General features: G+C 71.2%; 20 protein-coding genes. All 20 read right to left on the bottom strand.

Features of this window, described 5'->3' with window-relative positions; all coding sequences use genetic code 11:
- Window positions 1-2: 2 nt before the first annotated feature.
- The 20 genes from HJG52_RS01775 to HJG52_RS01680 all read right to left on the bottom strand — a co-directional run bounded on the left by HJG52_RS01775 (window position 3) and on the right by HJG52_RS01680 (window position 16,734).
- Window positions 3-998 (bottom strand): aspartate carbamoyltransferase catalytic subunit, encoded by a 996-nt coding sequence (locus tag HJG52_RS01775; RefSeq protein WP_171241855.1) that lies wholly within the window; start codon window positions 996-998, stop codon window positions 3-5.
- A complete protein-coding gene (gene pyrR, locus HJG52_RS01770) occupies window positions 995-1,603 on the bottom strand; it encodes a bifunctional pyr operon transcriptional regulator/uracil phosphoribosyltransferase PyrR (protein ID WP_171241854.1) in 609 nt (202 codons plus the stop codon). Before pyrR ends, HJG52_RS01775 begins: the two co-directional genes overlap by 4 nt.
- Before the next feature lie 337 nt (window positions 1,604-1,940).
- Window positions 1,941-2,441 (bottom strand): GNAT family N-acetyltransferase, encoded by a 501-nt coding sequence (locus tag HJG52_RS01765; protein WP_171241853.1) that lies wholly within the window; start codon window positions 2,439-2,441, stop codon window positions 1,941-1,943.
- Window positions 2,438-2,851 (bottom strand): transcription antitermination factor NusB, encoded by a 414-nt coding sequence (gene nusB / locus HJG52_RS01760; RefSeq protein ID WP_171241852.1) that lies wholly within the window; start codon window positions 2,849-2,851, stop codon window positions 2,438-2,440. The genes HJG52_RS01765 and nusB overlap by 4 nt, the downstream gene beginning before the upstream one ends.
- 3 nt (window positions 2,852-2,854) lie before the next feature.
- The gene (gene efp, locus HJG52_RS01755; RefSeq protein WP_171241851.1) at window positions 2,855-3,415 is read right to left on the bottom strand and encodes an elongation factor P; all 561 of its coding nucleotides are present in this window, start codon (window positions 3,413-3,415) and stop codon (window positions 2,855-2,857) included.
- Between the two features lie 93 nt (window positions 3,416-3,508).
- Window positions 3,509-4,141, bottom strand: a complete 633-nt coding sequence (locus tag HJG52_RS01750; RefSeq protein ID WP_171241850.1) for an ATP-binding protein — start codon at window positions 4,139-4,141, stop codon at window positions 3,509-3,511.
- Window positions 4,142-4,166: 25 nt separating this feature from the next.
- Complete coding sequence (locus HJG52_RS01745; protein ID WP_171241849.1) at window positions 4,167-5,024, bottom strand: intradiol ring-cleavage dioxygenase; 858 nt, start codon at window positions 5,022-5,024, stop codon at window positions 4,167-4,169.
- Between the two features lie 65 nt (window positions 5,025-5,089).
- On the bottom strand, window positions 5,090-6,172 hold the full coding sequence (gene aroB, locus HJG52_RS01740) for a 3-dehydroquinate synthase (protein WP_206069846.1): 1,083 nt from the start codon (window positions 6,170-6,172) through the stop codon (window positions 5,090-5,092).
- Window positions 6,169-6,711, bottom strand: a complete 543-nt coding sequence (locus HJG52_RS01735; protein ID WP_171241848.1) for a shikimate kinase — start codon at window positions 6,709-6,711, stop codon at window positions 6,169-6,171. Before HJG52_RS01735 ends, aroB begins: the two co-directional genes overlap by 4 nt.
- The gene (gene aroC, locus HJG52_RS01730) at window positions 6,708-7,931 is read right to left on the bottom strand and encodes a chorismate synthase (RefSeq protein ID WP_171241847.1); all 1,224 of its coding nucleotides are present in this window, start codon (window positions 7,929-7,931) and stop codon (window positions 6,708-6,710) included. Before aroC ends, HJG52_RS01735 begins: the two co-directional genes overlap by 4 nt.
- A 55-nt stretch (window positions 7,932-7,986) precedes the next feature.
- Window positions 7,987-8,679 carry a prepilin peptidase gene (locus HJG52_RS01725; protein ID WP_346767515.1) on the bottom strand — a complete coding sequence of 231 codons (693 nt, stop codon included), beginning with the start codon at window positions 8,677-8,679 and terminating at the stop codon, window positions 7,987-7,989.
- Window positions 8,676-9,488 (bottom strand): shikimate dehydrogenase, encoded by an 813-nt coding sequence (locus HJG52_RS01720; protein WP_171241846.1) that lies wholly within the window; start codon window positions 9,486-9,488, stop codon window positions 8,676-8,678. The genes HJG52_RS01725 and HJG52_RS01720 overlap by 4 nt, the downstream gene beginning before the upstream one ends.
- Entirely contained in the window at window positions 9,485-10,657 is a 1,173-nt protein-coding gene (gene mltG / locus HJG52_RS01715) for an endolytic transglycosylase MltG (RefSeq protein ID WP_171241845.1), read from the bottom strand. Before mltG ends, HJG52_RS01720 begins: the two co-directional genes overlap by 4 nt.
- Window positions 10,654-11,157 carry a Holliday junction resolvase RuvX gene (gene ruvX, locus HJG52_RS01710; protein WP_171241844.1) on the bottom strand — a complete coding sequence of 168 codons (504 nt, stop codon included), beginning with the start codon at window positions 11,155-11,157 and terminating at the stop codon, window positions 10,654-10,656. Before ruvX ends, mltG begins: the two co-directional genes overlap by 4 nt.
- Window positions 11,154-13,850: an alanine--tRNA ligase gene (alaS, locus tag HJG52_RS01705; RefSeq protein WP_171241843.1), complete on the bottom strand. Its 2,697-nt coding sequence runs from the start codon at window positions 13,848-13,850 to the stop codon at window positions 11,154-11,156. The genes ruvX and alaS overlap by 4 nt, the downstream gene beginning before the upstream one ends.
- A gap of 95 nt (window positions 13,851-13,945) precedes the next feature.
- Window positions 13,946-14,239 (bottom strand): DUF6167 family protein, encoded by a 294-nt coding sequence (locus HJG52_RS01700; protein WP_171241842.1) that lies wholly within the window; start codon window positions 14,237-14,239, stop codon window positions 13,946-13,948.
- Between the two features lie 6 nt (window positions 14,240-14,245).
- The gene (locus tag HJG52_RS01695; RefSeq protein ID WP_171242995.1) at window positions 14,246-14,629 is read right to left on the bottom strand and encodes a DUF948 domain-containing protein; all 384 of its coding nucleotides are present in this window, start codon (window positions 14,627-14,629) and stop codon (window positions 14,246-14,248) included.
- A 74-nt stretch (window positions 14,630-14,703) separates the two neighbouring features.
- Window positions 14,704-15,093 carry a PIN domain-containing protein gene (locus HJG52_RS01690; RefSeq protein WP_171241841.1) on the bottom strand — a complete coding sequence of 130 codons (390 nt, stop codon included), beginning with the start codon at window positions 15,091-15,093 and terminating at the stop codon, window positions 14,704-14,706.
- Window positions 15,090-15,359: a hypothetical protein gene (locus HJG52_RS01685; RefSeq protein WP_171241840.1), complete on the bottom strand. Its 270-nt coding sequence runs from the start codon at window positions 15,357-15,359 to the stop codon at window positions 15,090-15,092. The genes HJG52_RS01690 and HJG52_RS01685 overlap by 4 nt, the downstream gene beginning before the upstream one ends.
- A 40-nt stretch (window positions 15,360-15,399) precedes the next feature.
- Complete coding sequence (locus tag HJG52_RS01680; protein ID WP_171242994.1) at window positions 15,400-16,734, bottom strand: replication-associated recombination protein A; 1,335 nt, start codon at window positions 16,732-16,734, stop codon at window positions 15,400-15,402.
- Window positions 16,735-16,753: the final 19 nt, after the last annotated feature.

Raw genomic sequence — 16,753 nt, 5'->3', positions numbered from 1 at the left:
GCTCACGACTGGGTCTCCTCTCCCGACAGCAGGTGGTAGAGCACCGACATCCGCACTGCCACACCGGCGCTCACCTGGTCGAGCACCAGTGACTGCGCCGCGTCGGCGGCGTCGGCGGCGATCTCGAGCCCACGGTTCATCGGACCCGGGTGGCAGATCACGGCGTCGGGGTTGGCGCGCGTGAGAGTCTCGAGCCGCGGCCGGGTGAGCCCGTAGCCGACCGTGTACTCGCGGGCCGTCGGGAAGAACCCGCCGCTCATCCGCTCACGCTGCACCCGCAGCATCATCACGGCGTCGGCGGTGGGCAGGACGGCGTCGAGGTCGTGGCTCAGCTCGAACCCGTCACTCGCCGCCCACGCGCCGATCCCGCTCGGCATCAGCGTCGGCGGGGCCACGAGGGTGACCTTCGCGCCGAGGGTGCGCAGCGTGATGAGGTTCGAGCGGACGACCCGCGAATGGGTCAGGTCGCCGACGATGGCGACGTGGCGCCCCTCGAGGTCACCGAGCCGCTGCTGCATCGAGTAGGCGTCGAGCAGGGCCTGCGTCGGATGCTCGTGCATGCCGTCGCCGGCGTTGACGACGTGCGCGTCGACCCACTGGGCCACCTGGTGCGCTGCACCGCTCGCGCTGTGCCGGATCACGAGGGCGTCCACACCCATGGCCGCGATGGTCAGGACGGTGTCGCGCAGCGACTCGCCCTTGGAGGTCGACGACCCCTTGGCCGAGACGTTGATGACGTCGGCCGACAGCCACTTGCCTGCGATCTCGAAGCTGCTGCGCGTGCGGGTCGAGTCCTCGAAGAACAGGTTCACGACGGTGCGCCCGCGCAGGGTCGGCAGCTTCTTGACCTCGCGGCTCTGCACCGTGTGCATCTCGGCTGCGGTGTCCAGGATGGCCTTGATCTGGTCGCGGTCGAGATCCGCGGACGAGAGCAGGTGTCGCTTGGTATGCCGCGTGGTCGGGGGCGTCTCGAGCGTCGCCGCCGTCGTGGGGCTCATCGCAGATCACCTCCGGTGATGGTCACCTGGTCGTCCCCACCGTCGGGCTCGCTGAGTCGCACGCGGACCTTCTCGCTGCTGGACGTGGGCAGGTTCTTCCCGACGTGGTCGGCGCGGATGGGCAGCTCGCGGTGGCCGCGGTCGACGAGGACGGCGAGCCGCACGATGCGGGGCCGGCCGAGATCGGAGAGGGCGTCAAGCGCGGCCCGGACGGTGCGGCCGGAGTAGAGCACGTCGTCGACGAGGACAACGACCTTGTCGTCGATGCCGCACGGCGGGATGTCGGTGTGCATCGGGCTGCGGGTGGGCTGGCGGCGCAGGTCGTCGCGGTGCATGGTCACGTCGAGTGCACCGACCGGCACGGGGTTGCCCTCGACCTGCTCGACCAGCGTGGCGAGCCGGTGGGCCAGGGCGACGCCACGGGTCGGGATGCCAAGCAGGACAAGGTCTTGCGATCCCTTGTTGTGCTCGACGATCTCGTGGGCGATCCGCTTGAGGACGCGCGAGACGTCCGCGGCACTCATGACGGTGCGGGCGGCGTCGTCGGACGCCGGGGGCGCGGGAGCCGTCGGCTCGACCGCGGGTACTGCTGAGTCATGACGCATCAGCGCCGAGACCTCCTTCCCTGCCTCACGGGACAGGTCGTTAAAGGATGTCGTGCGGTGCCACTGTAGCCCCCGCGGTCGCGGCGTAACGAACCGACCCACCTACTGAGCACCGCGGCATACGAGACGCTCGGTTGGTCACGCCTCCCACGGGTTGGTGTCGAGGACGATCACGAGAAGTCCGGGACCCGGCGATCGCCGAAATCGTCGCGAGGCGGGAGGTCGAGCTCGACGCCACCGGTGCGCCGACGGAACTCAGCCATCACCTCACCCAGGGACGGGCCCTCGCTCGTCGACTCCTCTGAGACCGCCTCGTCGAGGATGGCCCGCACCTCGGCTACAGGGTCCGCCGCATGGCGATGCGCCGGCCACCGGCGTCGAGACCGATCCGCTTCTCGTTCTCTCGCAACGGCGCCAGGAAGTCCAGCAGCGGTTCGGGCACCTCCGCAAAACCGAGCCGCGCATAGAACGGCCCGTTGAACGGCACCTCGGCGAAGGTCAGCAAGGTGACCTCTCGGGCACCCCGGGAGGCGGCCACGCGGCATACCTCCTGCACGAGAGCCGACCCGACGCCTCGGCGACGGTGCGAGGCGAGGACGTCGAGCTGTTCGAGGTGCAGGTGACCGTCGAGGTCCAGGACGTGGGCGTAACCCACCGGCGGGCGGCCCGCGACGAGCATGAAACCCGGCTCGGCGGCGCGCTCCTCACCGGTCAGCGACGGTCCCCAGTGCGAGTGGTCCATGAGCCCGTCGAAGGCGCGTTCGCCGTCGTCCTCGATCGCCTGCAGCAACGGCAGGTCCGTCGCCTCTGCGAACCGCACCTCCACGGCCCCGCTCATGCCAGGGTCGGCTTGACCTCGATCAGCCGGCCGAGCAGGCCGTTGACGAACTTCGGGCTCTCGTCGGTCGACAGCGTCTTCGCCAGCTCGACGGCCTCGGCAACCGCAACCCCTTCCGGCACGTCGTCGGCATACAGCACCTCGAACGCACCCAGTCGCAGGATGGCCCGGTCGACACTCGGCATCCGCTCGAGCGACCAGCCCTGCGAGTAGGTCGTCAGCAGCTCGTTGATGTCGGTCCAGTGCGCGACGACGCCTTCGACGAGGTCGGCGGTGTACTGGTTGAGCGGCGCCTCGGTGACCGGCTTGGCCAACCTCTCGGCCAACAGGTCACGCGCGTTGACGCCGCGCTGCTCGGCCTCGAAGAGGAGGTCGACCGCGCGCTTGCGCGCCTTGGATCGGGCAGCCAACGGTCAGTTCACGCGGCCGAGGTAGGAACCGTCGCGGGTGTCGACCTTGACCTTGGTGCCCTGCTCGAGGAACAGCGGGACGTTGATGGTCGCGCCCGTCTCGAGGGTCGCGGGCTTGGTGCCGCCGGTGGAGCGGTCGCCCTGCAGGCCTGGCTCGGTGTAGGTGATCTCGAGGACGACCGAGGCGGGGAGCTCGACGTACAGGACAGTGCCGTCGTGGCTCGCGACCTGGGCGTTCTGGCTCTCCAGCAGGTAGTCCGCGGCCTTGCCGACGGTGGCCTCGGGCACGTGGATCTGGTCGTAGGTCTGCAGGTCCATGAACACGAAGTCCGTGCCGTCCTTGTACAGGTACTGCATGTCGCGGCGGTCGACGTTCGCGGTCTCGACCTTGACGCCGGCGTTGAAGGTCTTGTCGACGACCTTGCCCGAGAGCACGTTCTTGAGCTTGGTGCGCACGAACGCCGGGCCCTTGCCGGGCTTGACGTGCTGGAACTCCACGACGGACCACAGCTGGCCCTCGAGGTTGAGCACGAGGCCGTTCTTCAGGTCGTTGGTCGATGCCACGAGTGAGTCACTTTCGAGTTGAGAGCCGGTATGCCGCGGTGCTGGGCGCGCGCGTCAGCCGGCGGAAACGTGCGGTTTGGGATCCGCGACAGTCTAGCCGGGGCCCGGTCGCTCACCCGAATCGCCACGGGTGAGGACCACTCGCAGCCACCGGTGGGCATCGAGGTCCTTCGTTGTGAGCGAGCTGGGCCCGGTCACGTCGGGTGCCGGCACGAACCGCACGGTGGTGCCCGAACGGCCGTTGGGCTCGAGGGTGGCCAGCTCCGCCTCGGGCACGCCGAGCCGGTAGGTCTGCACCCAGCCGCCCTCAGCCCGCCGGTTCTCGTGCACCAGCCACGGGCAGAGCGCGGCGACGCTCGACATACCGCGCCGCGGCAGACCGTCGGGCAGCAACGGTGGCACGTCGATGTCGAAGAACCGCACGTCCCTGGTCGCCATCACCGGCTTGCGCACGACCCGGCCGTCGGCATCCAGGCGGGTGTCCGTCCCGCGGCCGTCGTCCGCGACCGTCACCGACCCGTCGGCGTTCTCCACGACGTGCGCGGTCCCGACCCGGCCTGCCGACTCGGCCTCATCCGCGGCATACGCCAGCACCTCGAGGATGAGGTGCCGCCTGCCCCCGACGCCCAACGTCGCTACGTTCTCGCGGATGTGGCGCAGGTGGTCGTGGTCGACGTCGAGGCTCCAGTCGTGCGTGGTCGTCACCCACTCGTCACGCGTGGTCATCGCCGCAGCCTAGGCGTCAGCTGGCTCAGACGCCGATGGTGAGGTTCGCGACGTATCCGCTGGTCGCGTCGCCGGTGACGGTGGCGAGCTGGTGGATGCCGCCGTCGTCGCCGAAGACCATGTCCCGCGTCAGCGACGTCTGGGCGAGGTTGGTGACGCTCTGCTCGTAGCCGCTGGTCGCGTAGACCTGCTTGCACACCGCCTCGGGCAGTGCGATCTGGCTGGTCTTGACGATCTGCCCGTCGCTCGTGGCCTCGTCGACGGACTGGTAGACCTCGAAGTGGATGTGCGGCCACCGCCCGGAGTAGGCAGCCGGGAAGATGCTCGTGAACGTGGCGGTCCCGCTGGCGTTCGTCGGCTGCACGCCGCGCAGGTAGTTCTCGCCCTCGACGCCTGGGGAGTACAGCGAGTACTGACCGTCCCGGTCGCAGTGCCAGAGATACACCGCCGCACCCTCCATCGCGGCATACCCGCCCGCGGAGTCGGTCACGGTCAGGTTGATGGTGAGGGGCACGCCCTCGGCCTTCGTCGTCGAGGTGCCGTAGCTGCTGGTGATGTCGGACCGCACGATGCCCGACTCGGCGAGCGCATCCGGACCGTTGGAGCCGTCACCGGGGTACGGGCCGGCCGTCTCGTCCGGCACCTCGGTGTCGACGGTGTCGGAACCGGAGGAGCTGCCCGTCGTGGTCGAGCTGCTCGAGGTGGACGAGGCGCGGTCTCCCCCGACACCGCAGGCCGCCAGAGCTGCACCGGCGCCCAGCCCACCGAGGACGCCGAGCACCCGGCGCCGGTCGAGCAAGGTGCGGACGTCGTACTCCAGTCCGCGGTCGTGCCGGTCGTCGTGCGGGTGGCCGAAGTGGTCGGTGCCGTGGTTCTCGTTCATGGCTCCACCGTGGCCTGCCGGGCCAGCCCCGCGTTGTGGGCCGGCTGTGCGGCGCCTGTGAGACGTCAGTCGCGGCTGATCTCGGCGTATGCCGCCTGCACCAGCGCCGGGTCGGGTCCCTCGAGCCGGGTCGGCCGGCCCACGTCGTCGAGGACGACGAAGCGAAGCATCGAGCCACGGGACTTCTTGTCGCGCTTCATGGCGTCGAGCAGCTGCGTCCACTTGTCACCGCGGTAGGACGTGGGCAGCCCGAGTGACTCCAGGATCGAGCGGTGCCGGTCGACGACGGCATCGTCGAGCTTGCCGGCGAGCCGGGCCAGCTCGGCCACGTAGACCATGCCGATCGACACCGCGGCACCGTGGCGGAACTGGTAGCGCTCCACCTGCTCGACCGCGTGCCCGAAGGTGTGGCCGTAGTTGAGGATCTCGCGCTGCCCGTGGTCCTTGAGGTCGTCCGCGACGACGGCTGCCTTGACCGCGACCGCCCGCTCGATGAGCTCGCGCACGTGGGGGCCGGTGGGCGAGGCGGCGCCCTGCGGGTCGGCCTCGACGATGTCGAGGATCGCCGGGTCGGCGATGAACCCGCACTTCACGACCTCGGCCAGCCCGGCGACGAAGTCATGGGTCGGCAACGTCTCCAGCGTCGCCAGGTCGCACAGCACGCCCGCCGGCGGGTGGAATGCACCGACGAGGTTCTTGCCCTCGGGGGTGTTGATGCCGGTCTTGCCGCCGACGGCCGCGTCGACCATGCCGAGCAGGGTGGTCGGCACGTGCACGACCTTCACCCCACGCAGCCACGTCGCGGCGACGAAGCCGGCGAGGTCGGTCGTCGCTCCCCCGCCGACCGACACCACCGCGTCGGTGCGGGTGAAGCCGGCCTGCCCCAGCACACCCCACAGGAACGCCGCCACCTGCGCGGTCTTGGCCTCCTCCGCGTCCGGCACCTCCGCGGCATACGCCTCGAATCCCGCGCCCGCCAACGCCTCCCGCACACCTTCACCGGTGGCAGCCAGCGCGTGCGGGTGCACGACGAGGACTCGCTGGACTCCCTCACCGAGCATGGCCGGCAGCTCGTCGAGCAGTCCCGTGCCGATGACGACGTCGTAATCGCCACCGACGCTGATCCGCGTGGTCTCGTTGTCGCTCAACGGTTTTCGTCCTCCGACTGGCCGGGCTGCAACAACCCGGCGATCTCCTCGACAATGGGTGCGGGCTTGCGCCCGGCGGTGTCGACCCGGTGCGTCGCGAGCCGCGCGTAGGTGGGGCGGCGCTCGTTCATCATCGCGGTCCACTGGGCGCGCGGGTTGGCCAGGAGCAGCGGCCGGTTGCCACCCTCGAACCCGATCCGTCGTGCCGCGTCGGCGATGGTGACGTCGAGGAAGACGACGGTGTGGCCGGCCAGCAGCTCCTGCGTCTGCGGGTCCATCGGGGCGCCGCCACCGAGCGACACGACGCCGTCGAAGGACTCGAGGGACCGGGCCACCTCCGCCCGCTCCAGCTCGCGGAAGTGAGGCTCACCCTCGTCCAGGAAGATGTCGGAGATGGACTTGCCGGCGGTGGCTTCGATCGCGGCGTCCGTGTCGTGCCAGTCGGTTCCGAGGGCACGCGCGAGCCGGCGCCCGATCGTGCTCTTGCCGGCGCCGGGCGGGCCGATGATGACCGCGCGGGGCCGCGAGGGGGTGCTCACCACGTGCGCATGGCCTCCGGGATCGAGGCGAGGTATGCCGCGTGGTTGCGTGCTGTCTCGGTCACCGAGTCGCCCCCGAACTTCTCCAGACACGCCTCGGCCAGGACCAGGGCGACCATGGCCTCGGCGACCACGCCGGCCGCGGGCACGGCCGCCACGTCGGAGCGCTGGTGGATCGCCTTGGCCGCCTCCGCACCCGTGGTGTCGATGGTGTCAAGCGCGCGCGGCACGGTGGAGATGGGCTTCATCGCGGCACGGACCCGCAGCACGTCACCGGTCGACATGCCGCCCTCGGTGCCCCCGGCGCGGCCGGTGCGGCGCCGGATGGTGCCGTCGTCGCCCCGCTCCATCTCGTCGTGCGCGGCCGAGCCGCGACGGGTGGCCGTGCGGAAGCCGTCGCCGACCTCCACGCCCTTGATCGCCTGGATGCCCATGAGGGCGGACGCCAGGCGCGCGTCGAGCCGGCGGTCCCAGTGGACGTGCGACCCCAGGCCCGGCGGGAGGCCGTAGGCGATGACCTCGACGACACCGCCGAGGGTGTCACCGTCCTTCTTCGCTGCGTCGACCTCGGCCACCATCGCGGCGGAGCCTGCCTCGTCGAGGGTGCGCACCGGGTTGGCGTCGATGGCCTCCACGTCGTCGGGTGTGGGTAGCGGCGCGTCGTCGGCGACGCCGGCACCACCCATGGCGACGGTGTGCGAGACGAGCCGGATGCCGTACGCCTGCTTGAGGAACCGGGCGGCCACCTCGCCGAGCGCGACGCGGGCCGCGGTCTCGCGGGCCGAAGCACGCTCGAGCACCGGCCGGGCGTCGTCGAAGCCGTACTTCTGCATTCCTACCAGGTCGGCGTGGCCGGGCCGCGGCCGGGTGAGGGGCCGGTTGCGGGCGACCTCCTTCTCGGCGTTCACGTCGTTCGCCGCGGCATACGCCTCGTCCGTGACAGGGTCCGCGGACATGACGGTCTGCCACTTGGGCCACTCGGTGTTGCCGATCCGGATGGCGACCGGCGACCCCATGGTCACGCCGTGCCGCACCCCGCCGAGGAACTCGACCTCGTCCTGCTCGAACTTCATCCGGGCACCCCGGCCGTAGCCGAGGCGGCGGCGCGCCAGGGCCTGCGCGACGTCCTTGGTCGTGACCTCGACACCAGCCGGCAGCCCTTCGATCGTGGCGAGGAGCGCCGGGCCGTGCGACTCACCTGCGGTCAACCAGCGGAGCATGCAGCGATCCTCCCATGCACCGTGGGAGCGCCGTCCGGGTGTTCTCCAGCTGGAACTACACGAGCCGGTACTCGACCGCGATCGCCACGAAGGCGCCCACGAGCATGGCCGGGCCGAACGCGATGTGGGACTTCAGTCCGGCCCGCCGCCCCACGAGCAGAACCAGGGCCATGAGCCCGCCGACGAGGAACCCGGCGAACGTCGCGACGAGCACCTGCATCACCCCGAGCCAGCCGAGCACCAGCCCGATGAGCCCGGACAGCTTCACGTCGCCGAACCCCAACGACGCCGGCGAGATGAGGTGCAGCACGAAGTACACGGCATACATCCCGGCGAGGCAGGCGAGCGCCCGCCACAGCGCGCCCCAGTCCCCCGATCCGGCCGTCGCGACCACGACCAGGGCGAGCAGCGCCGGGTAGGCCGGCAGCACGATGCCGTCCGGGAGACGGTGGACGTCGGCGTCGATCCCGATGAGCACCACCGCGATCCACGCAAACAGCAGGTATGCCGGCAGCGCGGCCCAGCCGGCAAGGTCACCGATGCGCCAGGCGAGCCAGCCCCACAGCAGGCCGAGCACGACGGGGAGCCACGACCACCGTGGGGTGCGCGGCCCGAGCTCGTCGAAGTCGGTGCGGTAGCCGGTGGTGGCAAGCTCGCGGGCCGTGGGCAGCCCGACCGCGGCCCCGGCGAGGACGAACAAGACGACGACCCACCAGGGCGTGACGTCGTGGGGCGCCCAGCCGATCACGACCCCAGCGCCTCTCGGCCCGCGGCGAACATCGCGTCCACCGGCGCCCGCTCACCGGTGAAGAGGCGGAACTGCTCGGCGGCCTGGTGCACCAGCATGTCGAGCCCGCCGATCGTGGTCATGCCCACCGCGGCGGCGTCGCGCGCCAGCGGAGTCGGCCACCCGGCATACACGACGTCGAGGAGGGTGGCGCCGTCGAAGCGTGACCCGGTCTCGCCCAGGAACGCGCCGGTCGACGCGCTGGCGTCAGCGGGCAACGTCGAGACGTAGAGCCGCACTGGGTCCAGCGCCCAGTGCGTCAGGGGCACAGCCGCCGCGGCGAGGCCCAGATCCGCAGCAAGCGCAACGGTTTCCGGCCGCGGCTGGGTCCGCACGGCCAGCCGCACCGAGGAGACGCCGAGCTCACGCAACGCGACCAACGCCGAGCGCGCCGTGGCTCCAGACCCCAGGATCGTGGCGCTTCCGCCGTGGTCGACGTGGCGCAGCGACTCCACGAGCCCGGCGACGTCGGTGTTGTGGGCGTCCCAGCCGAGGTCGGACCGCCGCACGAGCGTGTTGATCGCACCGGTCTGCCGGGCGGTGCCGCTCACCGTCGTCGCGACCTCGAACGCGACCTCCTTGAGGGGCATCGTCAGCGACAGGCCGCGCCAGGTCTCGTCCAACCCGGCCACCCACCCGGGCAGCTCCGCGGCACCCAGCTCGTGCGCGGCATACGCCCAACCCTCGAGCCCGAGGGCACGGTAGGCGGCGCCGTGGAGCACCGGTGACAACGAGTGGGCGATGGGCTGCCCGAGTACGGCGGCGTTCACCGGTCGGCGTGGTCGCGGCACCAGGCCTGGAACTCCTGCCGGTTGCGCTCGTGCTCGGCCGACGTCGTGGCGAACTTCGTCTCGCCGGTGTCGGGGTTGACCGTCACGAAGTAGAACCACGGCCCGGGCGTGGGGTTGGCAGCCGCCTCGATCGACGCCGCGCCGGGGCTGTTGATCGGCCCGGGCGGCAGGCCCGCACGCTGGTAGGTGTTGTAGGGGCTGTTACTGGCCCGGTCGGCGTCGCTCGTGCCGGCCTTGCCGCGCTTCTGCACCGCGTAGTGGACCGTGGAGTCCATCTGGAGCCGCCCGATCGTGGGGCCGCTGGGGTCGGCCAGGCGGTTCTCGATGACGCGGGCGACCTTGCCGCGGTCGGCCTCACCGCTCACCTCGCCCTCGACGATGGAGGCGACGGTCATGACCCGCTCGCGGTCACCCTCCGGCACACCCGCCTTGTCGAGCTCGGCGACGGTCATCGCGACCATCTGCTTGAGCTGCTGGGTCGCGGTCGACTTCTCGGCGAACTCGTAGGTGGACGGGAACAGCCACCCCTCGAGGTTCCCCTTGGCGTAGGCCGGCAGGCCGAGCGCGGCGGTGTCCTTCGCCGCGGCCTGGTACTGCGCGACCGGCACCCCGGTCGCCTTGGAGAGCGCGGCGAAGATCTCGTTCTTCCACAGGCCCTCGCGGATGGTCACGCGGGGCACGGCCGAGCGGTTCGCCGGGTCGACGAGGATCGCCACCGCGTCGGAGGCCTTCATCTGCTTGCGGAACGTGTAGGTGCCCGGCTGGATGCCGTTGGTCTTGGGGTTGGCCCGGGCTGCGTCGGAGAACGCCTTGGTCGACTTGACGACGTCGGCGGCCACGAGGGCCTTGCCCATGGCCGGTGGCAGGTCACCGTCCTTGACCGCGACCTGCACCTCACCGGTGCCGGGGCCGGGGTAGTCGTTGCTCTCGAAGAAGCCCGCGACGACCGGCTTGAGGACGAGGTATGCCGCGAGCGCGGCTCCCCCGACGATGCCGAGTGCGATGACGAGGGCGATGATGCGACGGCCACGGCGGCGGGGCGCGCGCTGGCGGCGGCGTGCCTCGGCACGCGAGGGCGCCGAGCCGGCACGCTCGGCTTCGTCCTGGGTCCCCCCGAAGATCGAGTGCTCCAGGTGGGGCTCGGTCATCGGCGCCTGTCCTTCGTGCGGGGCTTGCGCCCGTCGGTCCTGACCAGCTCGCCGGGCGGACGCCCGGAGCCGCGCTCCGCGTCGAGGGCCGACTGCAGGATGAGCACGGCTGCAGCCTGGTCGACCACCGCCCGCTGGGAGCGGCCGTCGACACCGCTCTCGCGGAGCGAGCGGTGCGCATCGACCGTGGTGAGCCGCTCGTCGACGAGACGGACGGGCACCGGGGCGACGCGCCCTGCCAGCCGCCCAGCATACGTGCGCGCGGCGGCTGCGGCGGGACCTTCGGCCCCGGCGAGTGTCCGGGGAAGGCCCACGACGACGAGCGTGGCCTCGTGCTCGGCGACGATCGCGACCACCTCCGCCAGGTCGCGCTCGGGCTCGGCCTCGTCGCGGGCCACGGTGCGCACCGGGGTGGCGAGCAGCGCGTCGGGGTCGCTCACCGCGACCCCGACGCGCACGCTGCCGACGTCGACGCCGATGCGCCGACCGGGCCGACTCACCCCGCGGTCGCGGCGCGGACCGCCGCGTCGACCGCACCGAGCGCGGCCCCCGTCTGCGACGGGTCGGTGCCACCGCCCTGGGCCAGGTCGTCCTTGCCGCCGCCACCGCCGCCGAGGGCCTGGGCCGCGGAGCGCACGAGGGCACCAGCCTTGATGCCGCGGTCACGGGCCGGGCCGTTGGTGGCGACCACCACGACCGGACGGCCGTTGCCCACCGCTGTCAGCGCCACGACGCTGGGGTTGGCGTCACCAAGTCGTCCGCGCAGGTCCAGCGCCATGGTGCGCAGGTCGTCGGCGCTCGCGCCGTCTCCGGCGTCGTGGGTGAGGACGCGGACGCCGTCGACGTCTCGCGCGTACTCGACCAGCTTGCCGGTCTGCGCCTGCACCTGCTCGCGGTGCATGCGCTCGATCTCCCGCTCGGCGTCGCGCAGTCGCGTGACGAGCTGGGAGACGCGCTCCTTCAGCTCGCCCGGCTGCACCTTGACGATGTCGGTCAGCTCGGCGACGAGCGCCCGCTCGGTGGCGAGGTAGCGCAACGCGTCCATGCCGACGAAGGCCTCGAGCCGGCGCACACCGGACCCGACCGACGACTCACCGGTGACGGTGAGCGCACCGATCTGGCTGGAGTGGCCGACGTGGGTGCCACCACACAGCTCGCGCGACCAGGGCCCGCCGATCTCGATGACGCGCACCTGCTCGTCGTAGGTCTCACCGAACAGCGCCAGGGCACCGAAGTCGCGCGCCTGCGGCAGGGTCATGTACTGCGCCGACACCGGCAGGTCCTGGCGGACCGCGAGGTTCGCGACCTCCTCGATCTCGCTGCGGGTCGCCTGCGACAGGGCCTGGTTCCACGCGAAGTCGAGCCGCAGGTAGCCGGGCTTGTTGTACGAGCCGGACTGCAGCGCCGACGGGCCGAGCACCTGGCGCAACGCCGCGTGCACCACGTGGGTGCCGGAGTGCGCCTGGCAGGCGGAGATGCGCCACTCGGGGTCGACCTCCGCGCTGACCTCGAGGCCGGTGCGGACCGGCCCGGTGACCGCCTCGACCGTGTGCACGACGAGACCCTTGACCGGGCGCTGCACGTCGACGACCTTGAGGTGGACACCGTCACCGGTGATGATGCCCTCGTCGGCGATCTGGCCACCGGACTCGGCGTAGAACGGGGTGCGGTCGAGCACGACCTGGCCGCGCTGGCCCGGCTCGAGCTCCTCGACCCGCTGGCCGTCGACGACGAGACCGACGACCTTGGACTCGGTGGTCAGCTCGGAGTAGGCCTGCCAGTCGGTCGCGCCGAGCGCCCGCAGGTCTTTCCAGACCTCGGTGTTGGCGTGTCCGCCCTTCTTGGCCTTCGCGTCCGCCTTGGCGCGATCACGCTGCTCCTGCATGAGCCGGGTGAAGCCCTCGCGGTCGACCTCGAGGCCCTGCTCGGCCGCCATCTCCAGGGTCAGGTCGATCGGGAAGCCGTAGGTGTCGTGCAGCGCGAACGCCTGGTCACCCGCGAGCGTCGTGCCACCGGACTGCTTGGTGCGGGTCACCGCGTTGTCGAGGATGGTCGTGCCCGAGGCGAGCGTGCGCCGGAAGGCCTCCTCCTCGGCATACGCGATCTGGCTGATCCGGTCGAAACCGGTGCGCAGCTCGGGGTAGGACTGGCTCATCCGCTCCATCGACACGGGCAGCAGCAGCGGAAGGCTCGGCTCGTCGAAACCGAGCAGCCGCATCGAGCGCACCGCGCGGCGCAGCATGCGGCGCAGGACGTAGCCGCGCCCCTCGTTGCCCGGCGTCACGCCGTCGCCGATGAGCATGAGGCTGGACCGCACGTGGTCGGCGACCACACGCAGCCGCACGTCGTCGGGGTGGCTGTGTTCCGCGTCGTGGGCGGAGTTCGCGCCGTACTTCTTGCCGGTCAGCTCGGCCGCCCGCTCGAGCACCGGGTAGACCTCGTCGATCTCGTACATGTTGTCGACGCCCTGCAGGATCGAGGCGATCCGCTCCAGGCCCATGCCGGTGTCGATGTTCTGCTTGGGCAGCGGCCCGGACACGTCGAAGTCGACCTTGGTGCGCACCTCGGACAGGTCGTACTGCATGAAGACGAGGTTCCAGATCTCCATGAACCGGTCCTCGTCGACCTCGGGCCCGCCGTCGCGGCCGTACTCCGGGCCGCGGTCGTAGAAGATCTCGCTGCACGGTCCACCCGGACCGGCGACGCCCATGTGCCAGTAGTTGTCAGCCTTGCCGCGGCGCACGATGCGCTCCGGCGGGACGCCGGTGTACTTCTCCCACAGCTGCGCCGCCTCGTCGTCGTCCTCGTAGACGGTGGCCCAGATGCGGTCGGGGTCCAGGCCGTAGCCGCCCTCGTCCTGCGACGTGGTGAGCAGCTCCCACGCCAGCTCGATGGCTTCCTTCTTGAAGTAGTCGCCGAAGCTGAAGTTGCCGTTCATCTGGAAGAACGTGCCGTGCCGGGAGGTCTTGCCGACCTCCTCGATGTCACCGGTGCGCACGCACTTCTGCACCGACGTGGCACGGTCCCACGGCGGCGTCTGCTGCCCGAGGAAGTAGGGCTTGAACGGCACCATGCCGGCGTTGACGAACAACAGGTTCGGGTCGTCGTAGATGAGCGGAGCGGACGGGACGACGCTGTGTCCCTTGCGCTCGAAGAAGGACAGCCAGCGGCGCCTGATCTCGGCGGTTTCCATGAGTCTTTCCAGTCTGGTCGAGGTGAGCTACAGGGTATGCCGGGGCGGGGCGGAGTCGGGTCCTCGCGCGGGAGTGCGCGGGGGCGCCGGCGCCCCTAGCGAGCTCGTCGACCGGTGGGGTCGTCGAGCAGGGCCCGGGCGGCCTCGGCGTCGAGCCGGGCACCCTCCTGCGCGGTCTCGGTGTCGATGCCGAGAGCGAGCTTCAGCTCCGCCTCACGCTCGTCCATGCCCTCGCGGACGGCGTCGGCCAGCTCGCGCAGGCCATCGCCGAGGGAGGAGAGGCCGTTCGCCATGCCGGCCGGGGTGTAGGCCTCCGCGGCCTTGGTGACGCGGCGCACGGCATACACACCGACTGCCGCGCCCAGCGCGGTCCAGAACAGACGTCGCATGGCCGATCAGCCCCTGCGGCGGCGACGGCCGCCGGCGGAGCGGGCGCCACCGCCCGCGAGCGCGGTGCGGACGCCGTAGGTGAACGCGGCGACCTTGACGACCGGGCTGCCGAGGGTGGCTGCGAAGAGGGAGGTGAGCGCGCTGGCGTTGGTCGTCATCGCGCCGACGTTGGTGGTGATGCCGTCGACCTTGGCGAGCTGGTCGTTGGTGAGGCTGACCGTGTCGGTGAGCTTGGTGAGCGTGGGCTGCACGTTGTCGGTCGTCGTGCGCAGGCTGACCCGCGTCTCGTCGAGGATCTTGCCGGCCTTGCCGATCACCGCGCCCAGCCGGAAGACGAGGAACGCGAAGGCCAGCGCGGCGATCATGCCCGCGATGTCACCCAGACTCACTGAATCCATGCCGAGCACCCTACCTGCATGCGTACGGCTCTCTCGCGCCACTTCCACGGGTCGTTGCAGCGCCCCTACAGTCCGATGACATGTAGTCCGCGTGCGTGCGCCGCCGCGCCCAGCCGCGCATCGAACGTTGCCACCGTCCCGCGGGCCACCGCAGCTGCGTGAAGAACGCAGGCGTCCGGCATCCGCAGGCCCGTTTCGGCGCGCAAGGACGCCAACGGTACGACGTCACCTGCCGTCAGCCCGACGATCCGCACACCCATGTCGACGAGATCCGCGAGAGCCGCGTCTCCCACGTTTGCAGCCGCGGGATTCACCAACACCTCGGCCACTGTCAGGGCCGACATCGCCAAGTCCGCGCCAGCCAGACCGAGGAGCAACGCCGTAGCCGGCTCGTGGTGCACGTCATCACGCTCCCAGACAGCGATCACCACGCTCGCGTCCAGTACGACGGTCACTCGGGCCACTCGCTGCGGAGCCGCTCGCGATAGCCGGGCTCGAACATCCCCGTGAACCGGCCGGCCGTTCTGTCCATCGCCTCGCGACGGGCGCGGACGCGTTTCTGCTCGTCGGCCTCGATCGCTCGCTCGCCCTCCAGGAGCAGCCGGATCGCCAGCTGGGCACGACTGTCTGCGTCTTCAGGCCACCGGGCGGCCGCGGCGTCGAGAGCAGCCGCGACCTCGTCGGTCTCGGTGATCATGTGGCGTGGACGCGCGGTGGGCATGGCTGAAGTGTAGCACCGTGGGAATCGGTGCAACACCGAGCTAGGTGCCGCGGATACGTGTCCTGAGCCAGTCCCAGCGTTCCTTGAGCCGGGCCTCGAAGCCCCGGTCGGTGGGGCGGTAGTAGTCGGTCTTGCCCTGGAGGTCCTCGGGCAGGTAGTCCTGCCGTGCGACGGCGTCCGCCTCGTCGTGGGCGTAGACGTAGCCCTTGCCGTGACCGAGCCGGGTCGCGCCGGCATACCCGCTGCCACGCAGGTGCGGCGGCACGAGGCCGCCCTTGCCCGCGCGCACGTCCGCGATGGCCTCGTTGATACCGACGTAGGCCGCGTTGCTCTTGGGGGCGAGCGCGTTGTGGACGACCGCCTGGGCCAGGATGATCCGCGCCTCCGGCATGCCGATCTGGGCCACCGCGTGCATGGCCGCGACCGCGGTCTGCAGCGCCGTCGGGTCGCCCATGCCGACGTCCTCGCTCGCCGAGATGACGATGCGCCGGGCGATGAACCGCGGGTCCTCCCCCGCCTCGAGCTGGCGCGCGAGGTAGTGCAGCGCCGCGTCGACGTCCGAGCCCCGCATCGACTTGATGAACGCCGACGCCACGTCGTAGTGCTGGTCGCCCGTGCGGTCGTAGCGCACCGCCGCGTGGGCCACCGCCTGCTCCGCGTGGGCGAGCGTGATGGCGACCGGCCCCTCGTCGCTCGACCCCGGCGCCACCTCGTCCTGCGCAACCCCCGCGGCTGCCTCCAGGGACGTGAGCGCGCGCCGCGCGTCTCCCCCGGCGATGCGCACGAGGTGCTCCTTGGCCTCCTCGCTGAGGGCGTATGCCGCGTCGAGACCCCGTGGGTCGGTCACCGCCGAGTCGAGGACGTCGGCGACCTCCTCGTCCGTGAGCGGTCCGAGGGTGATGAGCATCGAACGGGACAGCAGCGGCGCGATGACCGAGAACGAGGGGTTCTCGGTGGTGGCGGCGACGAGGATGATCTGGCGGTTCTCGACCCCGGGCAGCAGGGCGTCCTGCTGGGCCTTGGTGAACCGGTGGATCTCGTCGAGGAACAGCACCGTCTGCCGGTCGTACATGTCCCGGTCGCGCAGCGCCTGGTCCATGACGGCGCGCACGTCCTTCACCCCGGCGGTCACGGCCGACAGCTCGACGAACCTGCGGTCGGCGGCGGTCGCCACGAGGTGCGCCAGCGTCGTCTTGCCGGTGCCCGGCGGACCCCAGATGATCGCCGACAGCGGCCCCGCTGACCCGGCGGAGCCCTCGATCAGCCGCCGCAGCGGGCTGCCCGGGCGGAGCACGTCGCCCTGGCCGCGGACCTCATCCAGCGACCGCGGCCGCATGCGCACGGCGAGCGGGGGCAGAGAGGCTCCCGACGGCATACCGTCGCCGGGGCCGCGA

The sequence above is a fragment of the Knoellia koreensis genome, assembly GCF_013041615.1.
Classification (GTDB): Bacteria; Actinomycetota; Actinomycetes; order Actinomycetales; family Dermatophilaceae; genus Pedococcus; species Pedococcus koreensis.
Note: the sequence above shows the minus strand (reverse complement) of the source record. Positions and strands in the feature narration are given on the sequence as shown.